Source organism: Collinsella aerofaciens (assembly GCF_015546965.1).
Lineage (GTDB): Bacteria > Actinomycetota > Coriobacteriia > Coriobacteriales > Coriobacteriaceae > Collinsella > Collinsella aerofaciens_X.
This window is the reverse complement of record NZ_JADMUF010000011.1, coordinates 43,229-67,247: the sequence shown is the minus strand read 5'-3', so window position 1 is coordinate 67,247 and position 24,019 is coordinate 43,229. Positions and strand designations below refer to the sequence as shown.

Annotated in this window: 20 protein-coding genes; 16 read left to right on the top strand and 4 right to left on the bottom strand. The window is 60.8% G+C overall.

Annotation, left to right across the window (positions count from 1 at the left end; genetic code table 11):
* Positions 1-340 precede the first annotated feature (340 nt).
* The 11 genes from I1M21_RS08275 to I1M21_RS08225 all read left to right on the top strand — a co-directional run bounded on the left by I1M21_RS08275 (position 341) and on the right by I1M21_RS08225 (position 13,576).
* Entirely contained in the window at positions 341-1,042 is a 702-nt protein-coding gene (locus I1M21_RS08275) for a 4Fe-4S dicluster domain-containing protein (protein ID WP_324248734.1), read from the top strand.
* Between the two features lie 343 nt (positions 1,043-1,385).
* Complete coding sequence (locus I1M21_RS08270; RefSeq protein WP_195193209.1) at positions 1,386-1,898, top strand: PTS sugar transporter subunit IIA; 513 nt, start codon at positions 1,386-1,388, stop codon at positions 1,896-1,898.
* Positions 1,899-1,916: 18 nt separating this feature from the next.
* The gene (locus I1M21_RS09975; RefSeq protein ID WP_195193208.1) at positions 1,917-2,771 is read left to right on the top strand and encodes a PRD domain-containing protein; all 855 of its coding nucleotides are present in this window, start codon (positions 1,917-1,919) and stop codon (positions 2,769-2,771) included.
* Positions 2,772-2,870: 99 nt separating this feature from the next.
* Positions 2,871-4,487 carry a PTS transporter subunit EIIC gene (locus tag I1M21_RS08260; protein ID WP_006235345.1) on the top strand — a complete coding sequence of 539 codons (1,617 nt, stop codon included), beginning with the start codon at positions 2,871-2,873 and terminating at the stop codon, positions 4,485-4,487.
* Positions 4,488-4,490: 3 nt separating this feature from the next.
* Positions 4,491-5,873: a 6-phospho-alpha-glucosidase gene (locus I1M21_RS08255; protein ID WP_195193207.1), complete on the top strand. Its 1,383-nt coding sequence runs from the start codon at positions 4,491-4,493 to the stop codon at positions 5,871-5,873.
* Positions 5,874-6,129: 256 nt separating this feature from the next.
* Positions 6,130-7,962 carry an NAD(P)-binding protein gene (locus tag I1M21_RS08250; RefSeq protein ID WP_195193206.1) on the top strand — a complete coding sequence of 611 codons (1,833 nt, stop codon included), beginning with the start codon at positions 6,130-6,132 and terminating at the stop codon, positions 7,960-7,962.
* On the top strand, positions 7,956-9,767 hold the full coding sequence (locus tag I1M21_RS08245; RefSeq protein WP_229025704.1) for a [FeFe] hydrogenase, group A: 1,812 nt from the start codon (positions 7,956-7,958) through the stop codon (positions 9,765-9,767). Before I1M21_RS08250 ends, I1M21_RS08245 begins: the two co-directional genes overlap by 7 nt.
* Before the next feature lie 2 nt (positions 9,768-9,769).
* Positions 9,770-10,825, top strand: a complete 1,056-nt coding sequence (locus I1M21_RS08240) for an ABC transporter substrate-binding protein (RefSeq protein WP_195193205.1) — start codon at positions 9,770-9,772, stop codon at positions 10,823-10,825.
* Positions 10,826-10,828: 3 nt separating this feature from the next.
* Positions 10,829-12,205, top strand: coding sequence for an ATP-binding cassette domain-containing protein (locus tag I1M21_RS08235; protein ID WP_271763266.1), 1,377 nt, complete (start codon positions 10,829-10,831; stop codon positions 12,203-12,205).
* A 214-nt stretch (positions 12,206-12,419) separates the two neighbouring features.
* Complete coding sequence (locus I1M21_RS08230) at positions 12,420-12,641, top strand: type II toxin-antitoxin system RelB/DinJ family antitoxin (protein ID WP_195193203.1); 222 nt, start codon at positions 12,420-12,422, stop codon at positions 12,639-12,641.
* A 23-nt stretch (positions 12,642-12,664) separates the two neighbouring features.
* Positions 12,665-13,576: a CPBP family intramembrane glutamic endopeptidase gene (locus tag I1M21_RS08225; protein ID WP_195193202.1), complete on the top strand. Its 912-nt coding sequence runs from the start codon at positions 12,665-12,667 to the stop codon at positions 13,574-13,576.
* On the opposite strand, the gene I1M21_RS08220 is transcribed toward I1M21_RS08225, so the two are convergent.
* Complete coding sequence (locus I1M21_RS08220; protein ID WP_271763263.1) at positions 13,573-15,708, bottom strand: YgiQ family radical SAM protein; 2,136 nt, start codon at positions 15,706-15,708, stop codon at positions 13,573-13,575. The genes I1M21_RS08225 and I1M21_RS08220 overlap by 4 nt on opposite strands.
* 253 nt (positions 15,709-15,961) lie before the next feature.
* Between I1M21_RS08220 and I1M21_RS08215 the strand changes: the two genes are divergently transcribed.
* From I1M21_RS08215 to I1M21_RS08205, 3 genes are all read left to right on the top strand, one after another.
* Complete coding sequence (locus I1M21_RS08215) at positions 15,962-16,678, top strand: YoaK family protein (RefSeq protein WP_195193201.1); 717 nt, start codon at positions 15,962-15,964, stop codon at positions 16,676-16,678.
* A gap of 229 nt (positions 16,679-16,907) precedes the next feature.
* A complete protein-coding gene (gene fucO / locus I1M21_RS08210) occupies positions 16,908-18,074 on the top strand; it encodes a lactaldehyde reductase (protein WP_195193200.1) in 1,167 nt (388 codons plus the stop codon).
* Positions 18,075-18,678: 604 nt separating this feature from the next.
* Positions 18,679-19,722 carry a M42 family metallopeptidase gene (locus tag I1M21_RS08205; RefSeq protein WP_195193199.1) on the top strand — a complete coding sequence of 348 codons (1,044 nt, stop codon included), beginning with the start codon at positions 18,679-18,681 and terminating at the stop codon, positions 19,720-19,722.
* 136 nt (positions 19,723-19,858) lie between these two features.
* Here the strand turns inward: I1M21_RS08205 and mnmA are convergent, their stop codons facing one another.
* Together mnmA and cysK are read right to left on the bottom strand one after the other, a co-directional pair.
* Entirely contained in the window at positions 19,859-21,190 is a 1,332-nt protein-coding gene (gene mnmA, locus I1M21_RS08200) for a tRNA 2-thiouridine(34) synthase MnmA (protein WP_267471401.1), read from the bottom strand.
* Positions 21,141-22,079, bottom strand: a complete 939-nt coding sequence (gene cysK, locus I1M21_RS08195) for a cysteine synthase A (RefSeq protein ID WP_195193197.1) — start codon at positions 22,077-22,079, stop codon at positions 21,141-21,143. The genes mnmA and cysK overlap by 50 nt, the downstream gene beginning before the upstream one ends.
* A 253-nt stretch (positions 22,080-22,332) precedes the next feature.
* On the opposite strand from cysK, the gene I1M21_RS08190 reads away from it, so the two are divergent.
* Positions 22,333-22,761, top strand: coding sequence for an RrF2 family transcriptional regulator (locus tag I1M21_RS08190; protein WP_022094857.1), 429 nt, complete (start codon positions 22,333-22,335; stop codon positions 22,759-22,761).
* 142 nt (positions 22,762-22,903) lie between these two features.
* Here the strand turns inward: I1M21_RS08190 and I1M21_RS08185 are convergent, their stop codons facing one another.
* The gene (locus tag I1M21_RS08185; RefSeq protein ID WP_195193196.1) at positions 22,904-23,269 is read right to left on the bottom strand and encodes a phage holin family protein; all 366 of its coding nucleotides are present in this window, start codon (positions 23,267-23,269) and stop codon (positions 22,904-22,906) included.
* Positions 23,270-23,540: 271 nt separating this feature from the next.
* Here I1M21_RS08185 and I1M21_RS08180 point away from each other — a divergent pair, with 271 nt between their 5' ends.
* Positions 23,541-23,840, top strand: coding sequence for a YerC/YecD family TrpR-related protein (locus tag I1M21_RS08180; protein WP_022094855.1), 300 nt, complete (start codon positions 23,541-23,543; stop codon positions 23,838-23,840).
* Positions 23,841-24,019: the final 179 nt, after the last annotated feature.

Sequence of the window (24,019 nt, the reverse complement as noted above, 5' to 3'; positions counted from 1 at the left end):
GCCTCAAGAAGGAGTAACATCGGGGCTTGCAGCGACGGACCTCAGGACACTCTTACACCACGTCTGCGCGCGCGACCTGGGGTACCTCAGGAGAACACGGCAGTATCCCGTAAATATATACAATCTGTACCGTAATTTATACAAAACGAAGAGGCGGACAGCGTAGGGTGGGTGCATTGGGGTGCTTGGTGCACCAAAACGGGGGTCCCACGTGCCGTATACTCTGGCTGGATGTGAAAACGGCTTGACGCGTTGCTGAGCGTAGGGGGAGGGTGCCTCGATGAGCGTATTCGAAATTGTGTTTAGTCCGACGGGTGGAACGCGGAAGGTGTCTTGCCTTGTGGCTGGAGCGCTGGACAAGAATACCGTTACCGTCGATCTGACCGATAGCGGGTTGGATTTCCACGAGGTCTCGATGACGAAGGACGACGTGGCTGTTATCTCCGTGCCAGCGTATGCCGGCAGAGTCCCTGCCGTGGCGGTCGACCGACTGAACATGGTTCACGGCAACGGAGCGCGGGCCGTTCTGGTGTGCGTCTACGGAAACCGCGCGTTTGAGGACACACTCGTAGAGCTGGAGGACGTTGCGAAGTGCGCTGGATTTAGGGTGGTTGCAGCGGTTTCTGCTATTGCTGAGCATTCCGTTGCTCGTCAGTTTGCTGCTGGGCGATCGGATGCGCAGGATGCGGCGCAGCTTGCAGAGTTTGCGCAGCAAATTCAGCAAAAGCTGTCGGCTGAGGATGCATCCGAGCCCTCTATTCCTGGCAATCGTCCTTATAAACAAGCTGGAGGTCATCGCATGGCACCCGAGGCAACAGAGGATTGCGTCTCCTGCGGTGCATGCGCCGCGGCGTGCCCCGTTTGTGCTATCGAAAAGGGCGACCCCAAGCGAACAGCTGGCGAGGCGTGCATCTCCTGCATGCGCTGCATCGCCGTATGTCCGCGAGGCGCTCGCAAGCTTGATCCCAACAAGCTATCCACTGTTTCCCAGATGCTGAGCAAGGTTTGCGTCGTGCGGAAGGAATGCGAGCTCTTCATCTAGCGCATACGAAATTGGTGCGTTGGGGACAGGTTAATCTGCACCAACCTGGTGCAAACAAACCTGTCCCCAACGCGCCAGAGTGAGGAGTGCCCCTGGGTGCCGGCGGGAAAGGAACGTCCCTAAGTGCCGCCTAAATACCGTTTATCGAAGAAAAAATACCGTTCATCGGTCATAATGATTGTTCCGGCTTTGGGCTTGTCTACAATACCTCCCGTAAAAAGAAATGCGGAAGGTTACCGAGTCCCTCGGACGTGGGCCTAACCAAAGTCTTTGAACGGGTGTGTCTCCATGGACGCATTCACATGATTTTGGTTGGGCTATATTTATGAAGGGACATGCCACCATGGGTTTCTTTTCTCGCCTTATGGGTGGCTCGGACAAGCAGGCGACTGCGACTTCCGAGTTCGAGATCCTCGCCCCTGTTTCCGGCGAGCTTGTTCATCTAGAAAATACCAATGACCCCGCTTTTAGCAGCCGTGCAGTGGGCGATGGCGTTGCCGTGGTTCCCCAAGAGGGAACGGTGTGCGCTCCTGTTTCCGGTACCGTTGCGGCGCTGTTTCCGACTGAGCACGCGCTGGGCATTATGTCCGATGACAGCTCTGCTCAGGTGATGCTGCACATCGGAATCGACACTGTTAAGCTTGAGGGCAAGGGCTTCCATGCGCTTGTTGCCCAGGGTGACCATGTCGACGCGGGCCAGCCCCTCGTCGAGGTCGATTTCGACGTGGTTCGCGCTGCCGGCTTCGATCCCACGGTCTTCGTTATCGTGTGCGAGCGTTCGGAGAACTCGACTCTTCGTGAGCATGCTTCCGGCCCTGTTGCTGTTAAAAAGCCTGTCGTCTGGCTTTCCGAGTAAATTCTTGTGGTGGGTACCGTGGTTATCAAGCGAGTTTTTAACAACAACGTCGCAATGGTCACTTCGGACGATGGCTCCGAGCTCATCGTCATTGGCCGAGGTCTCTGCTTTGGCCGTCATGCCGGCGATGCCATCGACGAGGCATCAGTCGAAAAGACCTACGCGTTGCAGGAGGGAACTTCTCAGGACTCGCGTACGATTGACCGCTTGGCACATCTTTTGGAGTCCATCCCCACCGTCAACCTCGTGATTTCCGAGGAAATCGTTCAGATGCTTCGTCGAGAGCTCAATGTCGACATCAACGATAAGATTCTCATTGCTCTCGCAGACCATATCAGCCTTGCTTTGGAGCGCGAGCGCAAGGGCGTCCCCTGTGAGAATCCGTTGCTGCTCGAGATCCAGCAGTTCTATCGCAAGGAGTATGCGCTTGCGGGCCGTGCGCTGCAGATTATCAAGGAGTATATGGGCATCCAGATGAGCGAGGAAGAGCAGGGTTTCATTACCTTGCATATCGTCAACGCCACCATGCCGCAGCGCTCTGACCGCCTGATTGTTTCGGTCCAGCTTGTTCGCGACGTGCTCGCGATTGTTTCTGAGCGCTATTCTACGACCCTCGATGGCACCTCGCTGCCTTACGAACGTTTCGTTCGCCACTTGCAGTTTTTCGCACAGCGAGCGCTCGATCCTGCGGCCGGGCAAATCAACGGAGACGCGCTGTTCCGAATCGATGAAACGGCGTATCCGCGTGCATTCTCGTGCGCGGACGCCATAGCCGCTCACTTGTCGTCTACCTATAACGTTGTCGTTACCGATGCTGAGAAGAGTTATCTCGCATATCACATTGTTAACCTGCTTGGAGAACCTGGTCTCTAGGCATAACGTGCCCACACATCGATTGATATAAGGCAGGGCTTACGGTCTTGCCCAGGGCACATCTGTCTTAATTTGCGGAAAAGGAAGGGGAGTACCGCTATGACCGCAAAAAAGAAGTTCAATTTCAAAGCGCCGTTGGAGGTGTTCGCGAAGTCGATCGTCCAGCCGATGATGTATCTCTCGGTTGCCGGCATCCTGCTCATCGTGGGCATCATTCTGACCAACAAGACCATCTGCGCTTTGGTCCCCGTACTGGGCTCCGGTCCGTTCCAGCTTGTGGGCGCCGTTGTCTATCAGTCGCTGATGTTTATCATCAACAACCTCTCGATTCTGTTCTGCGTTGGCATCGCCGGCGCCATGGCAAAGAAGAACAAGGGCCATGCTTCGCTGATCGCCCTGATGTCGTTCTTCCTGTTCCTGCAGGCTAACAACATCGTGCTCAACGCCACCGGCTCTCTTGCCGATGCGAGCGGCATGCTCGGTCTTACCGGAACCGGCCAGGCCACCGTTATGGGCATCCAGGTGCTCGATACCGGCGTGTTTGGTGGCATCATCCTCGGTTGCATCACCGGTGCCGTGTTCAACAAGTACTCGAACAAGCAGTTCCCCATTGCCCTTTCGATGTTCTCGGGCGTTCGCTTTCCGTTCCTGATCATGATCATCATCTCTTGGATCATGGGCGCAGGCTTCTGCATCGTTTGGCCTCCGGTTCAGGGTGCCATCTCCTCCGTTGCCGGCATCATTAAGGAGTCGGGCAACATCGGTCTGTTTATCTACGGCATGCTCAACAAGCTGCTCGTTCCCACCGGTCTGCACCACCTCATCTACACTCCGTTCCAGTTCTCCGATGTGGGCGGCACCCTTACGCTGGGTGATCAGGTTATCGCCGGTGCCTACCCCATCCGTGTTGCCGAGATGGCAATGACGGGCCAGCCCTTCTCCGACAGCACCTACTTCAACAGCTACACCTTCAACAACCTGTGGCCCTACATCGGTATCGGTCTCGCCTTTATCTTCACCGCTTACAAGGGGAACAAGGATAAGACCAAGGCCGTTATCATCCCGCTGATCATCACCGCCGTGCTCTCCTGCGTGACCGAGCCCATGGACTTCCTCTTTGTCTTTGCCGCTCCCGTGCTCTTTGTCGTTCACTCGGTTCTGTCCGGCATCTTCCTGGTCCTGCTCAAGGTCCTCTCCGTGCCCGCTTCGACTGCAGGCGGCATCATCAACATCGTGGTTTCCAACCTGGTCCTGGGTGTCGACAAGACCAACTGGCCGGTTATGCTGGTGCTTGGAGTCGTCAACGCCGCTCTGTACTTCTTCCTCTTCACCTTCCTTATTAAGAAGCTCAACCTCCACACGCCTGGTCGCGAGGAGGAGTCCGAGCTCGCCGAGTCCGTTGCCGAGGGCGAGGCCGCCGCGTCTGTCGCGGTGAAGCAGGGCGCTGTTGCCGCGGCTCCCGCAGAGGGCGTCGATGCAGGTATTGCCGACCTGGTCGCAGGTCTTGGCGGCAAGGACAACATCGAGGAGCTCGAGAACTGCTTTACGCGTCTCCGCGTGAACGTTAAGAACCCGGACCTCATCAATGAGGACCTCATCAACCACGTGCCCAACAGCGGCATCAACCGCAACGGCAATAACATCCAGATCATCTTTGGCATGAAGGTCGCCGAGATGCGCGACAAGGTCGAAAACGCAATTGAGAAGGAGCAGTAAACAATGATCATTACTCTGTGTGGTGGCGGATCCACCTTTACCCCCGGCATCGTCAAGTCCATCGCTCTGCGCAAGGACGAGCTCGACGTTGACGAGATTCGTCTGTACGACATCAACGAGGAGCGCCAGCGCAAGATCGGCGTGCTCGTGGACTGGATTTTGCACGAGGACCTCGGCCTGGACATCAAGCTCACGGTGACCACCGACAAAAAGACGGCTTTTACCGACGCGAGCTTCGTGTTTGCCCAGATGCGCGTGGGTGGCTACGCCATGCGCGAGCAGGACGAGAAGATTCCGCTGCGTCACGGCTGCGTGGGTCAGGAGACTTGCGGTTGCGGCGGCCTTGCCTACGGCATGCGCACCATCTTCCCCATGGTCGATCTGATCGATGACGTTGAGAAGTACGCCAAGAAGGACTACTGGATTCTCAACTACTCCAACCCTGCCGCCATCGTCTCCGAGGGCTGCCGCGTGCTGCGCCCCAACGCTCGCATCATCAACATCTGCGACATGCCGATCGCGATCATCGACGTGGTTTGCGCCGCGCTCGATATCGAGAAGAAGGATGTCGAGTACGATTACTTTGGCCTCAACCACTTTGGTTGGTTCACCTCGATCCGCCACAAGGGCGAGGAGGTCCTGCCGCAGCTGCGCGAGTACATCAAGGAGCACCAGATCCTGCTGCCCGACTCCTACCTCAAGGGCATGGGCTCGCTCATGGCAAAGAAGCCCGAGGAGACCGCCGACGAGCACCCTGAGCAGAATCGCCACACCAAGGGCAGCTGGTACTACGTCTGGAAGGGCGAGTACGAGATCATGGAGTGCTTCCCGGAGTACCTGCCCAACACGTATCTGAACTACTACCTGCAGCAGAAGGAGTTCGTCGAGCATTCCAACCCCGAGCGCACCCGTGCTAACGAGGTTGAGGAGACGCGCGAGAAGAACCTCTTCGATGGTATCGATCACTACGAGAAGACGGGCGAGATCGACGAGAGCACGTTCTATGCGGGCAGCCACGGCGACTGGATTGCCGATCTGGCCATCGCTCTGAAGAACGACACCAAGCAGCGCTTCCTGGTCATTTGCGAGAACAAGGGCGCTATCCCCAACATGCCCTACGACGCCATGGTCGAGCTGCCTGCCTACATTGGCAAGAACGGCCCCGAGGTCATCAGCCGCGACAACATTCCGCTGTTCCAGCAGGGCCTCATGATGCAGCAGCTGAACTCCGAGAAGCTCGTGGTCGAGGCTACGATCGAGGGTTCGTACGAGAAGGCGCTCAAGGCCTTTACGCTGAACAAGACCGTGCCTTCGATGAAGGTCGCCAAGGAGGTTCTCGACGACATGATCGAGGCCAACAAGGGTTACTGGCCCGAGCTTAAGTAAAAGCAACAGGGTCGCTAGCCGCATACCTGGAGCAATGCCCCGTCCACGTGATTGCGTGGGCGGGGCATTGTCATTTGGTAACGCGTTTTATCAAATATGGCATTTATCTGCGGTAATGTCCTTTTTCACCGCTGAGGACGACGTTTCATACCGCCTGCCGAACCGTGTTGCTGCCAAACAACTTTATAGGTCAGTGTGTTGCGTGTAGCAACTTCGCTCGGCTTCGCCTCCGGGCTGCCATGTGAGAGGGGATCTTATGGCTCGACTGCATGTAATGGAACGCAGCCACGCTCAGGCCGTCATGGACGACCTGCACGATGCGCTCGGACGTCGTCTGGCGGTGAGCTCGCTCGCCCCGTGTCCCGTTGAGTTTACGGCAGCGCTCGTCAACCTTTGCTCCACCCAGAGCTGTGGCAAGTGCACGCCCTGCCGCGTGGGCCTGAGCGCGCTGAGCGACCTGCTTGCCGATGTGCTCGAAGGGCGTGCCGACGAGTCCACGCTCAACCTGATTGAGCGCACGGCCCGCACCATCTACCTTTCGAGCGACTGCGCCATCGGCTACGAGGCCGGCGCCATGGCGCTCACGGCCATTCGCGGCTTCCGCGACGACTTTGAGCACCACATCCGCGAGCACTCCTGCGGCTTTGACCGCGAGGCCCGCGTTCCGTGCGTCTCGGGCTGCCCGGCGCACGTCGACATTCCCGGGTACATTTCGCTCGTCGAGGCCGGCCGTTATGCCGATGCTGTCAAGGTCATCCGCAAGAACAATCCGCTGCCGCTCGTCTGCGGCTTGGTGTGCGAGCATCCCTGCGAGATGCACTGCCGCCGTGGCATGGTCGATGACCCCATGAACATCCTCGCCCTCAAGCGTTTTGCCGTTGAGCACAGTGACCTCAACGACCACAAGCCGCATGTAGTGGACAACACCGGTAAGCGCGTCGCTGTGATCGGCGGCGGCCCGGCCGGCCTTTCCTGCGCCTACTACCTGGCCGTGATGGGCCATAAGGTGACCATCTTTGAGCAGCGTCACCACTTGGGCGGCATGCTGCGCTACGGCATCCCCAGCTACCGTCTGCCGCGCGAGCGCCTGCAGGCCGAGATCGACTGGATCTTGAGCGCCGGCATCGACGTTGAGCTCGATCACTCCGTCAATGGCGAGGAGCTTGCCCGCCTGCGCGACGAGTTCGATGCCGTCTACCTGGCCATCGGTGCCCACAGCGATAAGAAGCTCGGCCTTCCGGGTGAAGAGGCGCCCGGCGTGGAGTCGGCCGTCAAGATGCTGCGCGCCATCGGTGACGACGAGCTGCCCGACCTGAGCGGCCAGCGCGTGTGCGTCATCGGCGGCGGCAACGTGGCCATGGACGTGGCTCGCTCTGCCGTGCGCTGCGGTGCCGAAAAGGTGAGCATTGTCTACCGCCGCCGCATCTGCGATATGACGGCCCAGGACGCCGAGATTGCCGGTGCCCAGGCCGAGGGCTGCGAGGTGCTGGAGCTGACGGCCCCGCTCGCCATCGAGACGGGCGAGGACGGTCGCGTGAGCGGCCTGCGCGTGCAACCGCAGATTATCGGCGAGCCCCGTCGCGGTCGTCCGGCCCCGCGTGCCGCCGCCACGCCCGAGCAGGTCATTCCCTGCGAGCGCGTGTTCGTCGCCATTGGCCAGGACATCGACTCCAAGCCATTTGAGGACATGGGCATCGCCTGCAAGTGGGGTTGCGTCGTCACCGATTCGGACGGCGCCGTGCCCAGTTTCGATGGCCTCTTTAGCGGCGGTGACTGCCAGACCGGTCCCGCCACCGTCATCCGGGCCATCAACGCCGGCCGCGTTGCTTCGGCAAATATCGACCGCTACCTGGGCTTTGACCACAAGATCAAGCTCGACGTTGAGCTGCCGACCGTGCAGTTTAAGGGCAAGCACGAGTGCGGCCGCTGCGAGCTGGGCGAGCGCGAGGCCGGCGAGCGCATCCACGATTGGAATCTGGTCGAGCAGGGCCTTACCGAGGAGGAGGCACGCCAGGAGGCAAGCCGCTGCCTGCGTTGCGACCACTTTGGCTTTGGCGCGTTCCGCGGAGGGAGGAACCTGGAATGGTAGAGCTCAACAACCCCACTGTCAGCGACAACACCGAAAGCGGAGCACTCAACATGGTCAAGCTCACGATCGATACTTGCGAGGTCGTGGTGCCCGAGCACACCACGATCTTGGATGCGGCCAAGTCCGTCGGCATCCAGATTCCTACCCTGTGCTACCTGCGCGATCTAAACGAAATCGGCGGCTGCCGCGTGTGCGTGGTCGAGGTCGAGGGCTGCGACCAGCTGGTTGCCGCCTGCAACAACTACGTGCTCGACGGCATGGTGGTCCACACCAACAGCCCCAAGGCCCGCGAGGCCCGTCGCACCAACGTGCAGCTGCTGCTGTCCCAGCACGATTCGCAGTGCACGAGCTGCGTGCGCAGCGGCAACTGCAACCTGCAGACCATCGCCAACGACCTGGGCATTTTCTATCTGCCGTATCAAAGGCATTTGGCGGGCGAGGGCTGGGATTTCGATTTTCCCATCATCCGCGAAAACGACAAGTGCATTAAATGCATGCGCTGCATCAAGGTGTGCGAGAGCGTGCAGGGCCTAGGGATTTGGGACCTGACCAACCGCGCCACGCATACCGCCGTGGGTACCCGCGGGCGCGCACCGATCGGCAAGACCGATTGCGTCGCGTGCGGCCAGTGCATTACGCATTGTCCGACGGGCGCACTGCGCGAGCGCGACGATACCGAGACTGTGTTTGACGCGCTCGCTAATCCCGACAAGATCGTGCTGGTGCAGATCGCGCCTGCCGTGCGCAGCGCCTGGGGCGAGGAACTCGGCATTCCGCGCGAGGAGGCCACCGTTGAGCGCCTGGCTTGCGCGCTGCGCCGCGTTGGCTTTGAGTACGTGTTCGACACCGATTTCTCGGCTGATCTCACCATTATGGAGGAGGGCTCCGAGCTGCTCGAGCGCCTGGGTGCCGCCGCTAAGGGTGAGGACGATAGCCGTGGCTGGCCCATGTTTACGAGCTGCTGCCCGGGCTGGGTGCGCTTTGTGAAGGCGCGCTATCCGGAGTTTGTCGATAGCCTGTCCACGTCCAAGTCGCCGCAGCAGATGTTCGGCGCCATCGCCAAGACCTACTACGCCAAGGTGCTGGGCGTGGAGCCCGAGCGACTGTTCGTGGTGTCCGTTATGCCGTGCACGGCCAAGAAGGCCGAGTGCGCGCTGCCGAGCATGGTGGGCGAGGGCGGCGCACCCGATGTGGACGTTGCGCTGACGGTGCGCGAGATGGTGCGCATGATCCGCGCGAGCCACGTGAGCGTGGACACGCTGGTTGAGGAGCCGCTCGATACGCCGCTGGGCTTTGGCACAGGCGCGGGTGTGATCTTTGGCGCCACGGGCGGCGTAATGGAGGCCGCCGTGCGCTCGGCCTATTACCTGGTGACGGGCAAGAACCCCGACGCCGATTTCTTTACCGACGTGCGCGGCCTGGACGGCTGGAAGGAGGCCGTGGCCGATATCGATGGCACCAAGGTGCGCGTCGCCGTGGCGCACGGGCTGGGCAACGCCGCCCGCCTGCTCGACGCGATTCGAGGCGGCCGTGTGGGCTATGACTTCGTCGAGGTCATGGCGTGCCCGGGCGGCTGCGTCGGTGGTGGCGGTCAGCCCATCCACGACGGCTGCGAGCTGGCAGCCGAGCGTGGTCAGGTGCTGTGGGGCCTGGATGCGAACGCCGAGATTCGCTTCTCGCACGAGAATCCCGATGTCCAGGCGTGCTATAGCGAGTTCTTGGGCGAGCCGCTCTCGCCGCTGGCCGAGGAGCTGCTGCATACCGACCATCACGCATGGACGATGCCTAACGAGGGGACGTGCTAGCGATGCGCGCGTTTGATGTTGAGATGTCGCGCCGGGGGTTTGCCTCGGCGCTTGCCGCGGGCGCGCTGTCGCTTGCGCTCGCGGGCTGTGGCGGCGGGGCTGCCGGTGCCGGGTCCGCCGCGGGCTCGGCTGCCACGGACGGCGCCGGTGCTGCTGCAGAGCCGGTCGAGGTGCACGTCGCCTCGCTCAAGGGGCCGACCTCGATTGGTCTGGTGCAGTTTATGGACCGGGCGGCCGATGGCGAGACGGACAATGAGTTCGACTTTGCGATGAATACTGCCGCCGATGAGATTGTGCCCAAGGTCATTCAGGGCGATATCGACATTGTCCTGGTACCCGCCAACGTGGCGAGCGTACTCTACAACAAGACCGAGGGCGCGGTGCAGGTCATCGACATCAACACGCTGGGTGTGCTGAACGTTGTGACGGGCGACGCGAATGTGGCCTCGTTTGGCGATCTGGCGGGTCGCACCGTCTACATGACGGGCAAGGGCACCACGCCAGAGTACGTCATGAACTTCCTGCTGGAGCGCGCGGGCCTGACCGGCCAGGTGACGCTCGAGTTTAAGAGCGAGCCCACCGAGGTGCTCTCGGCCCTGCTTGCCGACCCGACTGCCGTGGGCGTGCTACCCGAGCCGTTCAAGACGGCGGCCATCGCCAAGAGCGAGGGCAAGCTGTCGGCACCGGTGAGCCTGACCGATGTGTGGGACGAGCTGGCGGGAGACACGGGCTCGCGCCTGCTGACGGGCGTGACCGTGGTGCGCCGCGCGTTTGCCGAGGAACATCCCGAGGCCGTGGCGGAGTTCTTGAGCTGCCATGCGGCGAGCGTGAAGGCCGTCAATGCGGCGCCGGCGGACTGGGCTCAGGCCGTGGTCGATGCAGGCATCGTGGATAACGCCACGATTGCCGAAAAGGCGATTCCCGGGTGCATGCTCGTGTGTCAGACGGGGAAGGATATGAAGGCCGCGCTCGGTGGGTACCTGCAGGTGCTGGCCGATGCGGACCCGAGCGCCGTGGGCGGCAAGCTCCCGGCTAACGATTTCTACTACATGGAGTAGCCCGTGCGTGCGTTTGCTCGACAAATGACAGAGCGTATGAAGGCGGTGACGGCAGCAGGTGCCGTTGCCGCCTTTTGGCTTGCCGTGTGGGTCTTTGCAGCGGCACTGGTGGCGCAGCCGTTGATTTTGCCGGGGCCAGGCACTGTTGCGGTGGCGTTGCTGCGGCTAGTATGCGATGCCGGTACATGGGCGATTCTGGTGGGCTCAGGCGCGCGAATCTTGGGTGGGCTGGCGCTTGCCGCGGCGTGCGGCGGCGTGATGGCGGGAGCCTCGGTGCGGTCGCTGACGTTTGCCCGCTTGGTGGCACCGGCGCTTTCGTTTGTTAAGGCGACGCCGGTCGCCTGCGTGGTGGTCCTGCTGCTCATTTGGCTGGGGTCGGCGCGCGTGAGTATCGCCGCAGTCTTTTTGATGGCACTGCCGGGCGTGTATTTCTCACTGGTCGAGGGCTTGACGCAAGCGGATAAGCCGCTGGAGCAGATGTTTCGTCTGCATGGCGTGCGGGGTTGGCGTCTGTTTTGCGCCCATACCTGGCGCGAGGTCCTGCCGTTTGTGCTTTCGTGTGCCCGCGCCGTGATTGGCATGAGCTGGAAGGCCGGCGTGGCGGCGGAGTTGATCGGCATGGCGGCGGGCACCGTGGGCGAGCGCATCTATCAGGCGAAACTGCTCATCGAGACGGCTGACCTGCTGGCGTGGACCGTGCTGGTCGTGGCAGCATCGTGGGCATGCGAGCGCGTGCTGGTGTGGTTGCTGCGGGCTTCGGGGCCCGTGGCGTGGCGTACTGCCGTGCGGGCGTATGGGCGCGGTGGCCGCGGGCGTGCGGGGGCTGCGAGCGATGGCGCTGCAGCGGAGCTTGCGCTTGCCGTGGGCGATCGCGCGCCCTGGGCGCCGGCGCTCGACGGACTGGTGCTCTGTGTACCCGCCGGTGGGCGCACCTGCGTGATGGGCGCCTCGGGTGTGGGCAAGTCGACGTTGCTTGCGCTGGCTGCGGGGGAATGCGCGCCGTGTTCCATGGTGTTTCAGGATGTGCGCCTAGTCGAGGATGCTTCTGCCCTGGATAACGTGCTGGTGTGCGCCGATGCACGCGTGGACGCCTCGAGCGCTGCGGCCCTGCTGCGCCTGCTGGTGCCGGGGGTCGATGTTCATGCTCGTGTGGCTGAGCTTTCGGGCGGGCAGCGCCGTCGCGTCGAGATCGCTCGAGCCCTGCTGTGTGGTGGCTGTGCCGTCATTCTGGATGAGCCCTTTACCGGCCTGGACGCCTCCGCGCGCGATGCGACGGCCGAGGCTGTGCTCGACCTGCTCGACAGCCGCACGCTCTTGCTTGCCACGCACGATGTCGCCGACGCTCAGGCCCTCGATATCTCGGACATCATCACGCTCTAAATACTAACTCAGCAACAAAATGATTCGTTTTCCTCCGTCCCCATGGGGTCGGGTATGGTATTCTATCTGCGGGGTAATACTTAGGAATACCAAGTAATACCAACGCCGTAGAACAAACTCCAGATGCGGGCCAATCGGGTTGCCTTCACAGCCCGTCGCCCAGCCGCGCGGCCCGCATCTATCCGCACCACCGTCGTTTCAAAAAGGAAGCGCCATGGCAGAACACATGACCCCGGTTGTCGCGAAGGTCTTGCCCGAGGAAAAGGCGGCCTTCGCGGCGGCAACTCAGCTCGTGGGCACCACGCCGTCCAACGCCATCCGCATGTTCATCGCCGCCTTCAATCGCTGCGGCACCTTCCCGTTCGACATCTCGCCCAACGGGGCCTTTGGTAAAGACTGTCCCCAACAACTAGTCGTTAAAGAACGTCCCCAATGACTAGTCGTCGGGATGGGGCCGGCATGCTCAATGCGATAGCGTGGGCGCTTGCCTGTTTTGGCGTTGTCGCTGCCGATATAGCCCTGAGCGTGGTTCTGTTTTCTGTTCTCGATGCCGTGTCGGCGCTGACGGGCTATCCGATCGACAATCTCGATATCCAATGGTTTCAGGCTGCCGCTCAGACGGCTTCATTTTTGATGGCGCTGCTGTGGTGGCGTTATCTGTGGTCCCGCTCCTTCATGGCGCGCCGGCAAGGCGAGCGCCCGCTCGGTGGGGGAGCAAGCGCGGCATGGAAGCGCATCGCCTGCGTTGTCGTGATCGGTCTATCCATGCAGGTGGTAATTAGCTACCTATGCGACGCCGTGCTGTCGCTGCTGCCCGAGGCGGCGGCCGACTACAGCGAGCTTGTCGAGGAAACAGGCATGGGCGACACCAGCTATCTGGCCGTTCTGACCACGGTGATTGGCGCGCCATTTTGCGAAGAGTTGCTGGTGCGCGGCATCATCTTCGAGTTTTCGCTCCGAGCGTTTAATCCACAGTGCCGTCCGCTCTGGAAGCGTCGGCGCCGCGCGAACGCGCAAGACGGCGCCATAGTGCCCTGGGCGGCCCCGAGCACCTGGGGCGTCGCCGCGGCAATCGTGCTGCAGGCGGCGGTCTTCGGCTTTATGCACATGAACTGGGTGCAGGGCTGCTATGCGGGCGCTGCCGGCCTCATTTTTGGCTGGGTGCTCGTGACGACCGGAAAGCTTCGCTACACGATACTGCTGCACTTTGCCTTTAACGCCGGGTCGTACCTCATGGGCCTGCTGTGGTTTGTGAACACGCCGCTCGACGTGGCAATTACGGTCGCTATCGCCGGCGTCATCCTCGTTGAGGCAATGCGCTCGCTGCGCCACGTGTGTGGGATGGACGCAGCGAGCGCACCGCTGCCCTAGTTGCGGCGTCCGCCGCCGTTGGCGCCCTGACGCCCCTGAGCTGCGCGGTTGCGGCCTGCGGTGTTCTGCGCACGCGACATGCCGCCGTGGCCCTTGCTACCCTTGGGTCCCTTGCCGGCGGCGCCACCGTGGGTCTTGCCGCCCTTCTTGCCGGTGCCGTGTCCGCCGCCAGCAGACGTCTCGCCCGGGCGCGGGGGCACGGGACGAATCAGGCAATGCTTGGTGTAGCCGATCAGATCGCGGCGGCCGGCCTTTTCCAGTGCCTCGCGCACCAGTTTGTAGTTCTCGGGCTTGCGATACTGGATGAGTGCGCGCTGCATGGCCTTCTCGTGCGGGTCGCGCGCCACGTAGATCGGCTCCATGGTGCGCGGGTCCACGCCGGTGTAGTACATGCACGTCGACATGGTGGACGGCGTGGGGTAGAAGTCCTGCACCTGCTCGGGCATATAGCCCATGTCGCGCACGGCCTCGGCAAGGTCCACGGCTTCCTTCATGGTCGAGCCGGGGTGGCTCGAGATCAGATACGGCACCACGTACTGCTTGAGTCCGTATTCGCGGTTCAAGCGTTCAAATTTACGGCAGAACGCATCGTAGACGGCGCGGCTCGGCTTGCCCATCACGGACAGCACTGCATCGCTCACGTGCTCGGGCGCTACGCGCAGCTGGCCCGAGACATGGTGTTCCAGCAGCTCGCGCAAAAACTCGTCCGAGGCATCGGCCATGGTGTAGTCAAAGCGGATGCCACTGCGGACAAAGACCTTCTTGACACCCGGCAGCTGGCGCAGGTCGCGCAACAGCTGCGTGTAGCCGCTCTCGTCGACCACCATGTTCTTGCATACGCTCGGCCACAGGCAGCGTTTGTTCTTGCATACGCCGTGCTTGAGCTGCTTGTCGCAGGCGGGACGGCTAAAGTTGGCCGTCGGTCCACCCACGTCGTTGATGTAGCCCTTAAACTCGGGGTCGTGCGTGAGCAGCTCGGCCTCGCGCATGATCGAGTCGTGGCTGCGCATCTGCAGCACGCGTCCCTGGTGGAAGGTGAGGGCGCAAAACGAGCACTCGCCAAAACAGCCGCGGTTGGAGCTAATGGAAAACTTGATCTCGGCAAAGGCCGGCACGCCGCCCGCCGCGTCGTAATCGGGATGCCAATCGCGTGCGTAGGGGAGTTCGGCCACCTCGTCCATCTCGTCGGTGGTGAGTGTCGCCGACGGCGGGTTCTGCACCACATAGACGCTGCTGGGGTAGGGCTCTACCAGGCGATGTCCGGTGATGGGGTCCATATTCTGCTGCTGCACGTTAAAGCTGCGCGCGTAGTTGAGCTTGTCGGCGGCAAGGTCGTCCCAGCTGGGCAGCAGGTCGTAGTCGTAGACCTCGTCGAGCGAGCTCGTGCGGTAAACGGTGCCGTTGATATAGGTAATCTGATTGATGGGCAGTCCGGCGTCGAGCGCGTCGGCGATCTCGACGATCGCGTGCTCGCCCATGCCGTAGATGAGGATGTCGGCGCCCGAGTCGAGCAGCACCGAGCGCTTGAGCTTGTCCTGCCAGTAGTCGTAGTGGGCCAGGCGACGCAGACTTGCCTCGATGCCGCCGATAATGATGGGGGCGTCCTTAAACGTCTGGCGGATGAGGTTGCCGTAGACCGTGACGGCACGATTGGGGCGGTGTCCCTCCTCGCCACCGGGAGTATAGGCGTCGGTGTGGCGGCGGTGCTTGGTCACCGAATAGTGGTTGACCATAGAGTCCATGTTACCGGCACTGACGAGAAAGCCCAGGCGTGGCTCGCCGAGCACCGTGATGCTGGCGGGGTCAGTCCAGTCGGGTTGGCAGATAATGCCCACTTTGTAGCCGTGCGCGTCGAGCACGCGGCTGACGATGGCCATACCAAAGCTAGGGTGGTCCACGTAGGCGTCGCCGCAGATGTAGACAAAGTCGCACTGGTCCCAACCGCGCGCATCCATGTCGGCACGACTGACGGGGAGGAACTTATCGCGGCCCGGGCGCCAGGGGCGTGTGAGCGCTGCTGGGGTATGCGTGGTGTGCCCACCCTGCGCCTTACCGCCGCGCTTTTGCTGCTGGCCCTGTTTGCCCTGCTGACTGCGCTGGTTGTTCTGAGCGTGCTGAGGCTTTTTTGCCACGATCCCTCCCGGTGTTTGTATGCTGCACGTAATTGTAACCAGTCTTTTTGGGACGGGGCTAAAAAGACTGGTGGAGTACATGAGCTAGCGGATCGGCGTGTCGATGCGGGTGTCGTTTGTTTCCAGACTGTGTATCCCTGTGTCGAAGGGGTCGTCTCGCGCGCACGCCATGTTGTCAATGGGTTACAGTATGAACGGCGGCTATGTTTCCGCCAACGCACGAGAGAGTCGTCAACAAGGAGGATGCACGACGATGCAGCGTGCCAAACAGATATCGGAGTCTATTGAGCTGGGCATCATCTTGGCGCTCGCCGGTGGCTTTATGGACGTGTATTCGTACATTGGGCGCGACCATGTTTTCGCTAACGCGCAGACGGGCAACATCTTGCTGGTGGGCGTGAGCATCTCGGAGGGCAATTGGGCACTTGCGGGGCGCTACTTCTTCCCTGTGGTGTCGTTTGCCGTGGGCATTATGCTTGCCGATCTGGTACACGAGCGGTTTGGCAGCGTGATCCACTGGCGTCAGGTGACGGTGTTCTTTGAAGCCGTCATCTTGCTGGGCGTGAGCTTTATCCCCGGTGGCGGTTACAACCTGCTCGCCAACTGCCTCACTTCGTTTGCCTGCGGCATGCAGGTCGAGAGCTTCCGCAAGATCCACGGTCACGGCATCGCTACGACCATGTGCATCGGCAACTTGCGCAACGCGCTGCAAAACGTGGACGATTACATCATCACCCACAGGCGCGGCTTTTTGGAAAACGGCCTGCTGTACTTTGGCGTGATCTTTACCTTTGTGTTTGGCGCCGTGTTGGGCAACTGGTGTATTGAGCGCATGGGGCTGCACTCCATTGCGGTGGCGAGCGTGCTGCTGTTTATCGCATTTGCCATCATGTTTATCGACCGCGAGCGTGACTTGCGCTCTCGCTGGAATCGTGCCTGCGAAGATTGGAAAGACGCCTGCCAAAAATAACGGCAGGATGTGACAGGGGGGCAGTCCCTCTGTCAGATAGATTGATAATGGGGAGGGGACGGCCATCTCGGCCGCCCCTTTTTGTTTAGTGGTCTGGTGGTGACGATACCAGTTGTTGAAACGCTTTAACACTTTTGATGTTCTCGCGTGTTTTTTGTTTCAAAAGCGTTAGGATGTGACTTATAGTGCGGGGCGTAACGGGTGTCCCGCGCACGATAGGAGGCTATCAATGGCTAATCGTTTCGTTCTCAACACCATTTCTTACCATGGTTCCGGCGCCATCAAGGAGATCCCCGGCGAGCTCCAGCGTCGTGGCTACAAGAAGATCTTCGTCTGCTCCGACCCCGATCTGGTCAAGTTTGGCGTTACCGCTAAGGTGACCGACGAGCTCGACGCCGCCGGCATCGCTTGGAGCCTCTACTCCGAGATTAAGCCCAACCCCACCATCCAGAACGTCAAGGACGGCGTCGAGGCCTTCAAGGCCGCCGAGGCTGACGCTATCGTGACCATCGGTGGCGGCTCCTCCATGGACACCGCCAAGGCTATCGGCATCATCATCAACAACCCCGAGTTTGCCGATGTCCGCAGCCTCGAGGGCGTTGCTCCGACTAAGAACCACGCCGTGTTCACCATCGCCGTGCCGACGACCGCCGGTACCGCTGCTGAGGTGACCATCAACTACGTCATCACCGACCCCGAGAAGGTCCGCAAGTTCGTGTGCGTCGATACCAACGACGCCCCCGAGGTCGCCGTCGTCGACCCCGACATGATGGCTTCTATGCCTGCCGGCCTGACCGCTTCCACCGGCATGGACGCTCTGACCCACGCCATCGAGGGCTACACCACCAAGGGCGCCTGGGAGCTCTCCGATATGTTCCACTTTGAGGCCATTAAGCTGATCAGCGAGAACCTGCGCGACTCCGTCGCCGAGGCCAAGTCCGGTCAGCCCGGCTCCGGCCGCGAGGGCATGGCTCTTGGCCAGTATGTCGCCGGCATGGGCTTCTCCAATGTTGGCCTGGGCATCGACCACGCCATGGCTCACACCCTGTCTGCTCACTACGACACCCCGCACGGCGTCGCCTGCGCCATGCTGCTGCCGATTGCCATGGAGTTCAACAAGCCGGTTTGCGCCGAGCGCCTGGCCAAGGTTGCCGTCGCCATGGGCGTTGACACCACGGGCATGAGCACCGACGGGGCCGCCGATGCTGCCATCGCCGCCGTCAAGCAGCTTTCCGCCGACGTGAACATCCCGCACGTCTGCGAGGCCATGAAGGCTGACGAGATCGAGGTCCTGGCCAAGGACGCCATGGCCGACGCCTGCTTCCCGGGCAACCCGCGCGAGGCGACGCTCGACGACGTCATCGAGCTCTTCAAGAAGATTTGCCCGGCTGCCTAGCCTCGTTTGGTGTTCTTTCGCCTGTAGGCGTATGGTCTTTTGACTTGCCACTGGCCCCGCCGCGCTACGCGCGGCGGGGCTTTTTGTGCCTCGTCGATGTCCCGAGATGGGCAAAACCAAGGCATGCTGCCCGCTGCGGATAGGTGGTGCACTTCCCAGCGTGCATTTTTGGGAGTATTCAGCAAGCTCTTAAAAATGCATAACGTTTTGAATGGCCCGTAGTGGCCCGCAGGTGCCCATCGACAGCCATTGTGGGCGGGCTATCGATGAGTGGAGGGGGTTGTTACTGAGTTGCTGCTTTGCGACGACCTGCAACACTGCTGTAACCGCGTCGTTTTGTCGTTCGCGATGGGGTCGTTGGGGCCCACGGTGTTGAATACTCCGTTTTTTGCACGGCCCAAGGTGGGGTACCCTGAGACGAAGCAAAAAGATTTCTCATTTCTATGCAGATACCGATAGGATTTATGCAAGATTGGGATTGTAAGCCGTGCGCGTGCGCAAAATCGGCGCGAGGACGCCTAGAGGTGGCTCGGCTCCCAGAGCCTTGCGCGTGCAGAACGGTTAAAATCGGGACTCGGTCTTAGTTTTACTTGGAAGGATGCATATGACTTCTAATATTGATGCTTCTCTAGAGGAGACGCTCTCCTATATCGCAGGACAGCTTAAGACGCTGACTTCTATCGCTTCGCCTACGGGGTTTACTCGTGCGGCTACTGATTATCTGATGGAGACGTTGCGCGATATGGGCTTTGGGCCCGAGCGCTCCAATAAGGGCAATGTGCTCGTTGAGCTTGGTGGTGAGGGTGAGCCGCTCGTGTTGGCGAGCCATGTCGATACCCTGGGCGCCATGGTACGCTCCATTAAGGACAATGGTCGCCTGCGCCCCACGACCCTCGGCGGGCACCAGTGGTCCACGGCCGATGGCGAGAACTGCACCGTTTATACGCGTGATGGCAATGTGTACACGGGCGTGGTCCTCAATACCGAGCCTTCGGCGCATGTGGCCGACGAGCCGGTCAAGACCATCGAGAAGAACATGGAAATCCTGCTCGACGAGAATGTCGACAGCAAGGACGACGTGCTTGAGCTGGGCATTCAGACTGGTGACATCATCGCCATGGATCCGCGTACCACGGTGACGGAGAGCGGCTACATCAAGAGTCGCTTCCTTGACGACAAACTGTCGGCATCGATTCTGCTGGGTTTGGCCCGCGCCGTTGCTGACGGCGAGGTGTCGCTCTCGCGCAAGGTATCGCTGCTCTTTACGGTGTACGAGGAGGTCGGCCACGGCGGTGCTTTTGTGCCGGCCGACACGCGCGAGATGATCAGCGTGGACATGGGCTGTGTGGGCGACGACCTGGGCTGCACCGAGCGCATGGTGTCGATTTGCGCCAAGGATTCGGGTGGCCCCTACAACTACGATCTGGTGACCACGCTGTCCAATATCGCGCGCGAGCTCGAGCTCGATTACGCCATCGACGTGTACCCGCATTACGGATCGGACGTCGAGGCCACGCTCTCTGCCGGCTACGATATCCGCCACGGCCTGATCGGCCCCGGCGTGTACGCGAGCCACAACTACGAGCGCAGCCACATGGACGGCGTGCGCAACACCTTTGAGCTGGTCCGCGCCTACGTCCAGCGCTAACGATGCAGCGGCCTCGGCTGGCACAGCAGTACCGACCGAGGCCGTCCTCTCTAAGTTGCGGTGAAATAGGGACTGTTTAGCGGCCTGAAACGCTTAAACAGTCCCTATTTCACCGCAACTTATGAAGGGGATGGGACTACTTGATAGCTGCCGTAACGGTGCCGCCGCCCAGGACGATGTCGCCGCGGTAGATAACGACTGCTTGGCCGGGGGCGATGGCTCGCTGCGGCTCGTCAAAAGTCAGCAGCATTTGTTCGTCTTCGCCGCGCGTAAGGGTCGCTGCCTGGTCTTTCTGACGGTAGCGGTACTTGGCACCTACGCGAATGCCGCCGGCGTCGAGCTCCGCCTCCATGCGCTCTGCCGGCGCGCTCCAGATCCACTCATCGGCCGTGAGAGCAGCGGCGGTCAGGTCCTCGGCCTCGCCCAGATGCACGGTGTTGTTGGCGGCGTCGACGCCCGTCACATACACGGGATGCGCCATCGCTACGCCCAAACCCTTGCGCTGGCCGATGGTATAGCGCAGTGCGCCGTTGTGGCGCCCGACCACGCTGCCGTCGCGCCATACGATGTCGCCCGGTGCAGCGGCATGTCCGCAGCGGCGCTCGATATAGCCCGCGTAGTCACCGTCTGGAATAAAGCAGATATCCTCGCTTTCGGCCTTCTGGGCGTTGGTAAATCCCTGCTCGGCGGCTATGCGGCGTACGTCGCGCTCTTTGTCTAGGCCTGCTAGCGGAAAGATCGTGTGCGCCAGGCGCTCCTGCGTAAGCGAATACAAAAAGTAGCTTTGGTCCTTCTTGGGGTCCTCGCCACGGTACAGCTGCCAAGTGCCATCGGACGCCTGACTCGTTTTGGCGTAGTGGCCTGTGGCGATGTAGTCGCAGCCCATATCGAGTGCCGCATCGAGCAGCGCGCCAAACTTAATATGACGGTTGCAGATGATGCACGGATTGGGCGTCAGCCCCTCCTGATAGGCGGTCACGAAGCGCTCGATAACATTGCGGTCGAAGGTCTGCTGCAGGTCGAGCACATGGTGGGGTATCCCTAGGCGCTCGGCGACGGCCTTTGCATCGGCGATGTCGCGGTCGACCTTACTCATGCCCGTTGCGGGATCGGGTGCGGGACAGGTGAGGCGCATGGTGGCGCCGACGCATTCGTAACCCTGACTTTTGAGCAGATACGCGGTCACGCTGGAATCGACGCCGCCGCTCATGGCGACGAGCACGCGCTTGTTGTGCATGGGGAGGTTCTCCTTGGTGGCATGTGGCCAAAAAAGAAAAGCGGCGCGGGAGGCTGGTTCCGCGCCGCAGACATTGTAGCAAGTTCGGACGTCTCGTGGGACACCCTGTTGGGATGAGCCCGGGCTGCCAGAAGAGAGGGGAGACCGGCGTGCCTTGGACTCGTTCTCAGAACGAGAAGCTCTAGTCCTGGAAGAGTGCCGTGGACAGGTAGCGCTCGCCGGTGTCGGCAAGCAGGGCCACGATGGTCTTACCCTCGTTCTCGGGGCGCTTGGCCAGCTGAAGCGCGGCCCACACGGCGGCGCCGGACGAAATGCCCACGAGCACGCCCTCCTTGTGGCCCACGGCGCGGCCGGTGGCAAAGGCGTCGTCGTTCTCGACGGGGATGATCTCGTCGTAGATCCGGGTGTCGAGGACGTCGGGCACAAAGCCGGCGCCGATACCCTGGATCTTGTGCGGGCCGGCTTGGCCCTTAGAGAGCACCGGGGAAGTGGCGGGCTCAACGGCGACGACCTGAATCTCGGGGTTCTGCTCCTTGAGGAACTCGCCCACGCCGGTCACGGTGCCGCCGGTGCCGACGCCGGCGACGAAGATGTCGACCTTGCCGTCGGTGTCATCCCAGATCTCGGGGCCGGTCGTGGCCTTGTGGATGGCGGGGTTGGCGGGGTTCACAAACTGGCCGGCGATGATGCTGTTGGGCGTCTCCTTCTGCAGCTCCTCGGCCTTGGCGATGGCGCCCTTCATGCCCTTGGAGCCGTCGGTGAGCACGAGCTGTGCGCCGTATGCCTGCATAAGCTTGCGGCGCTCGACGGACATGGTCTCGGGCATGGTGATGATCACCTTGTAGCCGCGGGCGGCCGCCACCGAGGCGATGCCGACGCCGGTGTTGCCGCTCGTGGGCTCGATGATGGTGTAGTCGCCGCCGCGTACGAGCTTGCCGACCTTCTCGGCCTCGTCGATCATGTTCTTGGCGACGCGGTCTTTAACGGACCCGGCGGGGTTGAAGTATTCCAGCTTGACGAGCACACGGGCCTTGAGGTCCTCATCGACCTCAAAGTGGGTGAGCTCCAGAAGCGGGGTGTGGCCGATAAGCTGATCGATGGACGTGTAAACATTGCTCATGATGAACCTCCAAAGTGTTCAAATGACTGGATACCGTGTGGTTTTACGGTGTGTGTAGCAGCGAAACCCACAAACCGTATAGGTTGTTCGTTTTGCTGTTGGCAAGCATAGTAGACACTAAAGCCTAGTAACGCAATAGGAAATAGAAGATTATTACGAGTCGATTAACCATCTTGACGGGAATGGGTATTTTCAAAACCAATTTTTCGGCTAGAATTTCTACGGACTAAATGACCGAAAGGCAGCACTATACATGTTGGTTTCTACTAAGGGCAGATATGCCCTGCGCGTTATGGTCGATCTGGCCGAGCACCAGGCGGCCGGTCGCATCCCGCTCAAAGAGATCGCGGCGCGACAGGGGATTTCCGAGAAATATCTCGAGAACATCTTGGCTACGCTCGTGCGCGCCAACATGCTTTCGGGCATGCGTGGCAAGGGCGGCGGCTACGTGCTCACGCGTCCACCCGAGCAGTACACGGTGGGCGAGATCCTGCGCCTGACCGAGGGTAGTCTGGCGCCGGTCGCCTGCCTGGATGGCGACTGCAAAGGCTGCTCGCGTTCGGATGAGTGCCCCACGCTCGACGTGTGGAAGAACCTTGACAAGCTCATCAACGACTACCTCGACGGCGTGACGCTCGATCAACTTGTCGCTCCCAACCATGGCTACGACTACGTCATCTAACCCACACCTGCATTTGGGGACGGGGTAGAAATGGTAGATTCTCTCGTCCTTTGAGACTTGACAAATAAGAAGGCCGCCCATTTTTTGCGATGGGCGGCCTTTGTTTTGGGCTGTTGAGACGGGCACGGCCGGAATGGCCGTTTTAGTCTTCGGCGACGCCGTCGAGGATGCTGCGCATGATGGACACCAGGATGCTGCCCATAAAGGCCGAGCCAAAGCTGGCGATAGAAATGCCGGCGCCTAGGAGATTAACCGACAGGTAGCTGGCGAGCTCGAGCATAAAGCTGTTGACCACAAGCTGGAAAATGCCGAGCGTAATAATGGTGAGCGGCAGCGAGATAACCGTGAGGAACGGCTTTACGAGCGAGTCGACGATGTTGAGGAACAGCCCCACAAAGGCAAAGCAGACCCAGGCTTCGGCAAAACCGAAGGGTTGGATGCCGGGGACGAGAAACGTGGCGATCGCAATGGCGATCGAGGTGAAGAGCCAGTTAAGCATAAAGCGCATGGTGTGATCCCTTTCTGCGCAGACAGTGTGTCGCTTTGTTTGGACGCCCATTGTCGCAAATATTCGTGGAGCTTACGTGCGCATTTAGTTTCAAAACGGCGTTCGTCCTGAAAAACGCGCCGCTGACAGAGAGTCTTATCGCTTTAGTTTAGTGGTGTGCTACACTGCTACGGGCAAATGCCCCATGCATTGTTTTATTGCATAGAACGGGCGAACGATGCCCGATGTCAGTATCAACTTCGATGCCTTTTGGCGGGTTTGGCGGTGATCGATGAATATCGAGAACATGTTTGACAAGCCTGATGTCAAGCAACTGGTCCACGCATTTAGTCTTTTGGACGACGAGAAGGATATTCAAGCGTTTTTGACCGATATCTGCACGCCGCGCGAGATCTGCGATCTTTCGCAGCGCCTGCAGGTCGCGCGTTATCTGGATGAGGGCGAGCCCTATGTTGAGGTTCAGGCCCGCACCGGCGCTTCGTCCACCACGGTGAGCCGCGTGTCCAAGGCGCTCAACGGCGAGTACGGCGGCTATCGCAAGATCCTCATCAAGTTGGAGGATGGCGAGTAGGCCAACGGCAAAAACGAATTGCACAGAACCGTCCCTTCGGGGGCGGTTTTTTTGGTGCATTGGGGTCAGGTTATCTTGCGCCAAGGTGGTGCAAACAAACCTGACCCCGATGCACCAAAAGATGTTGGTGTGGGGCCATGTTGTCCGCGTGGGCGGGTAGGATGGATACATTGAATATT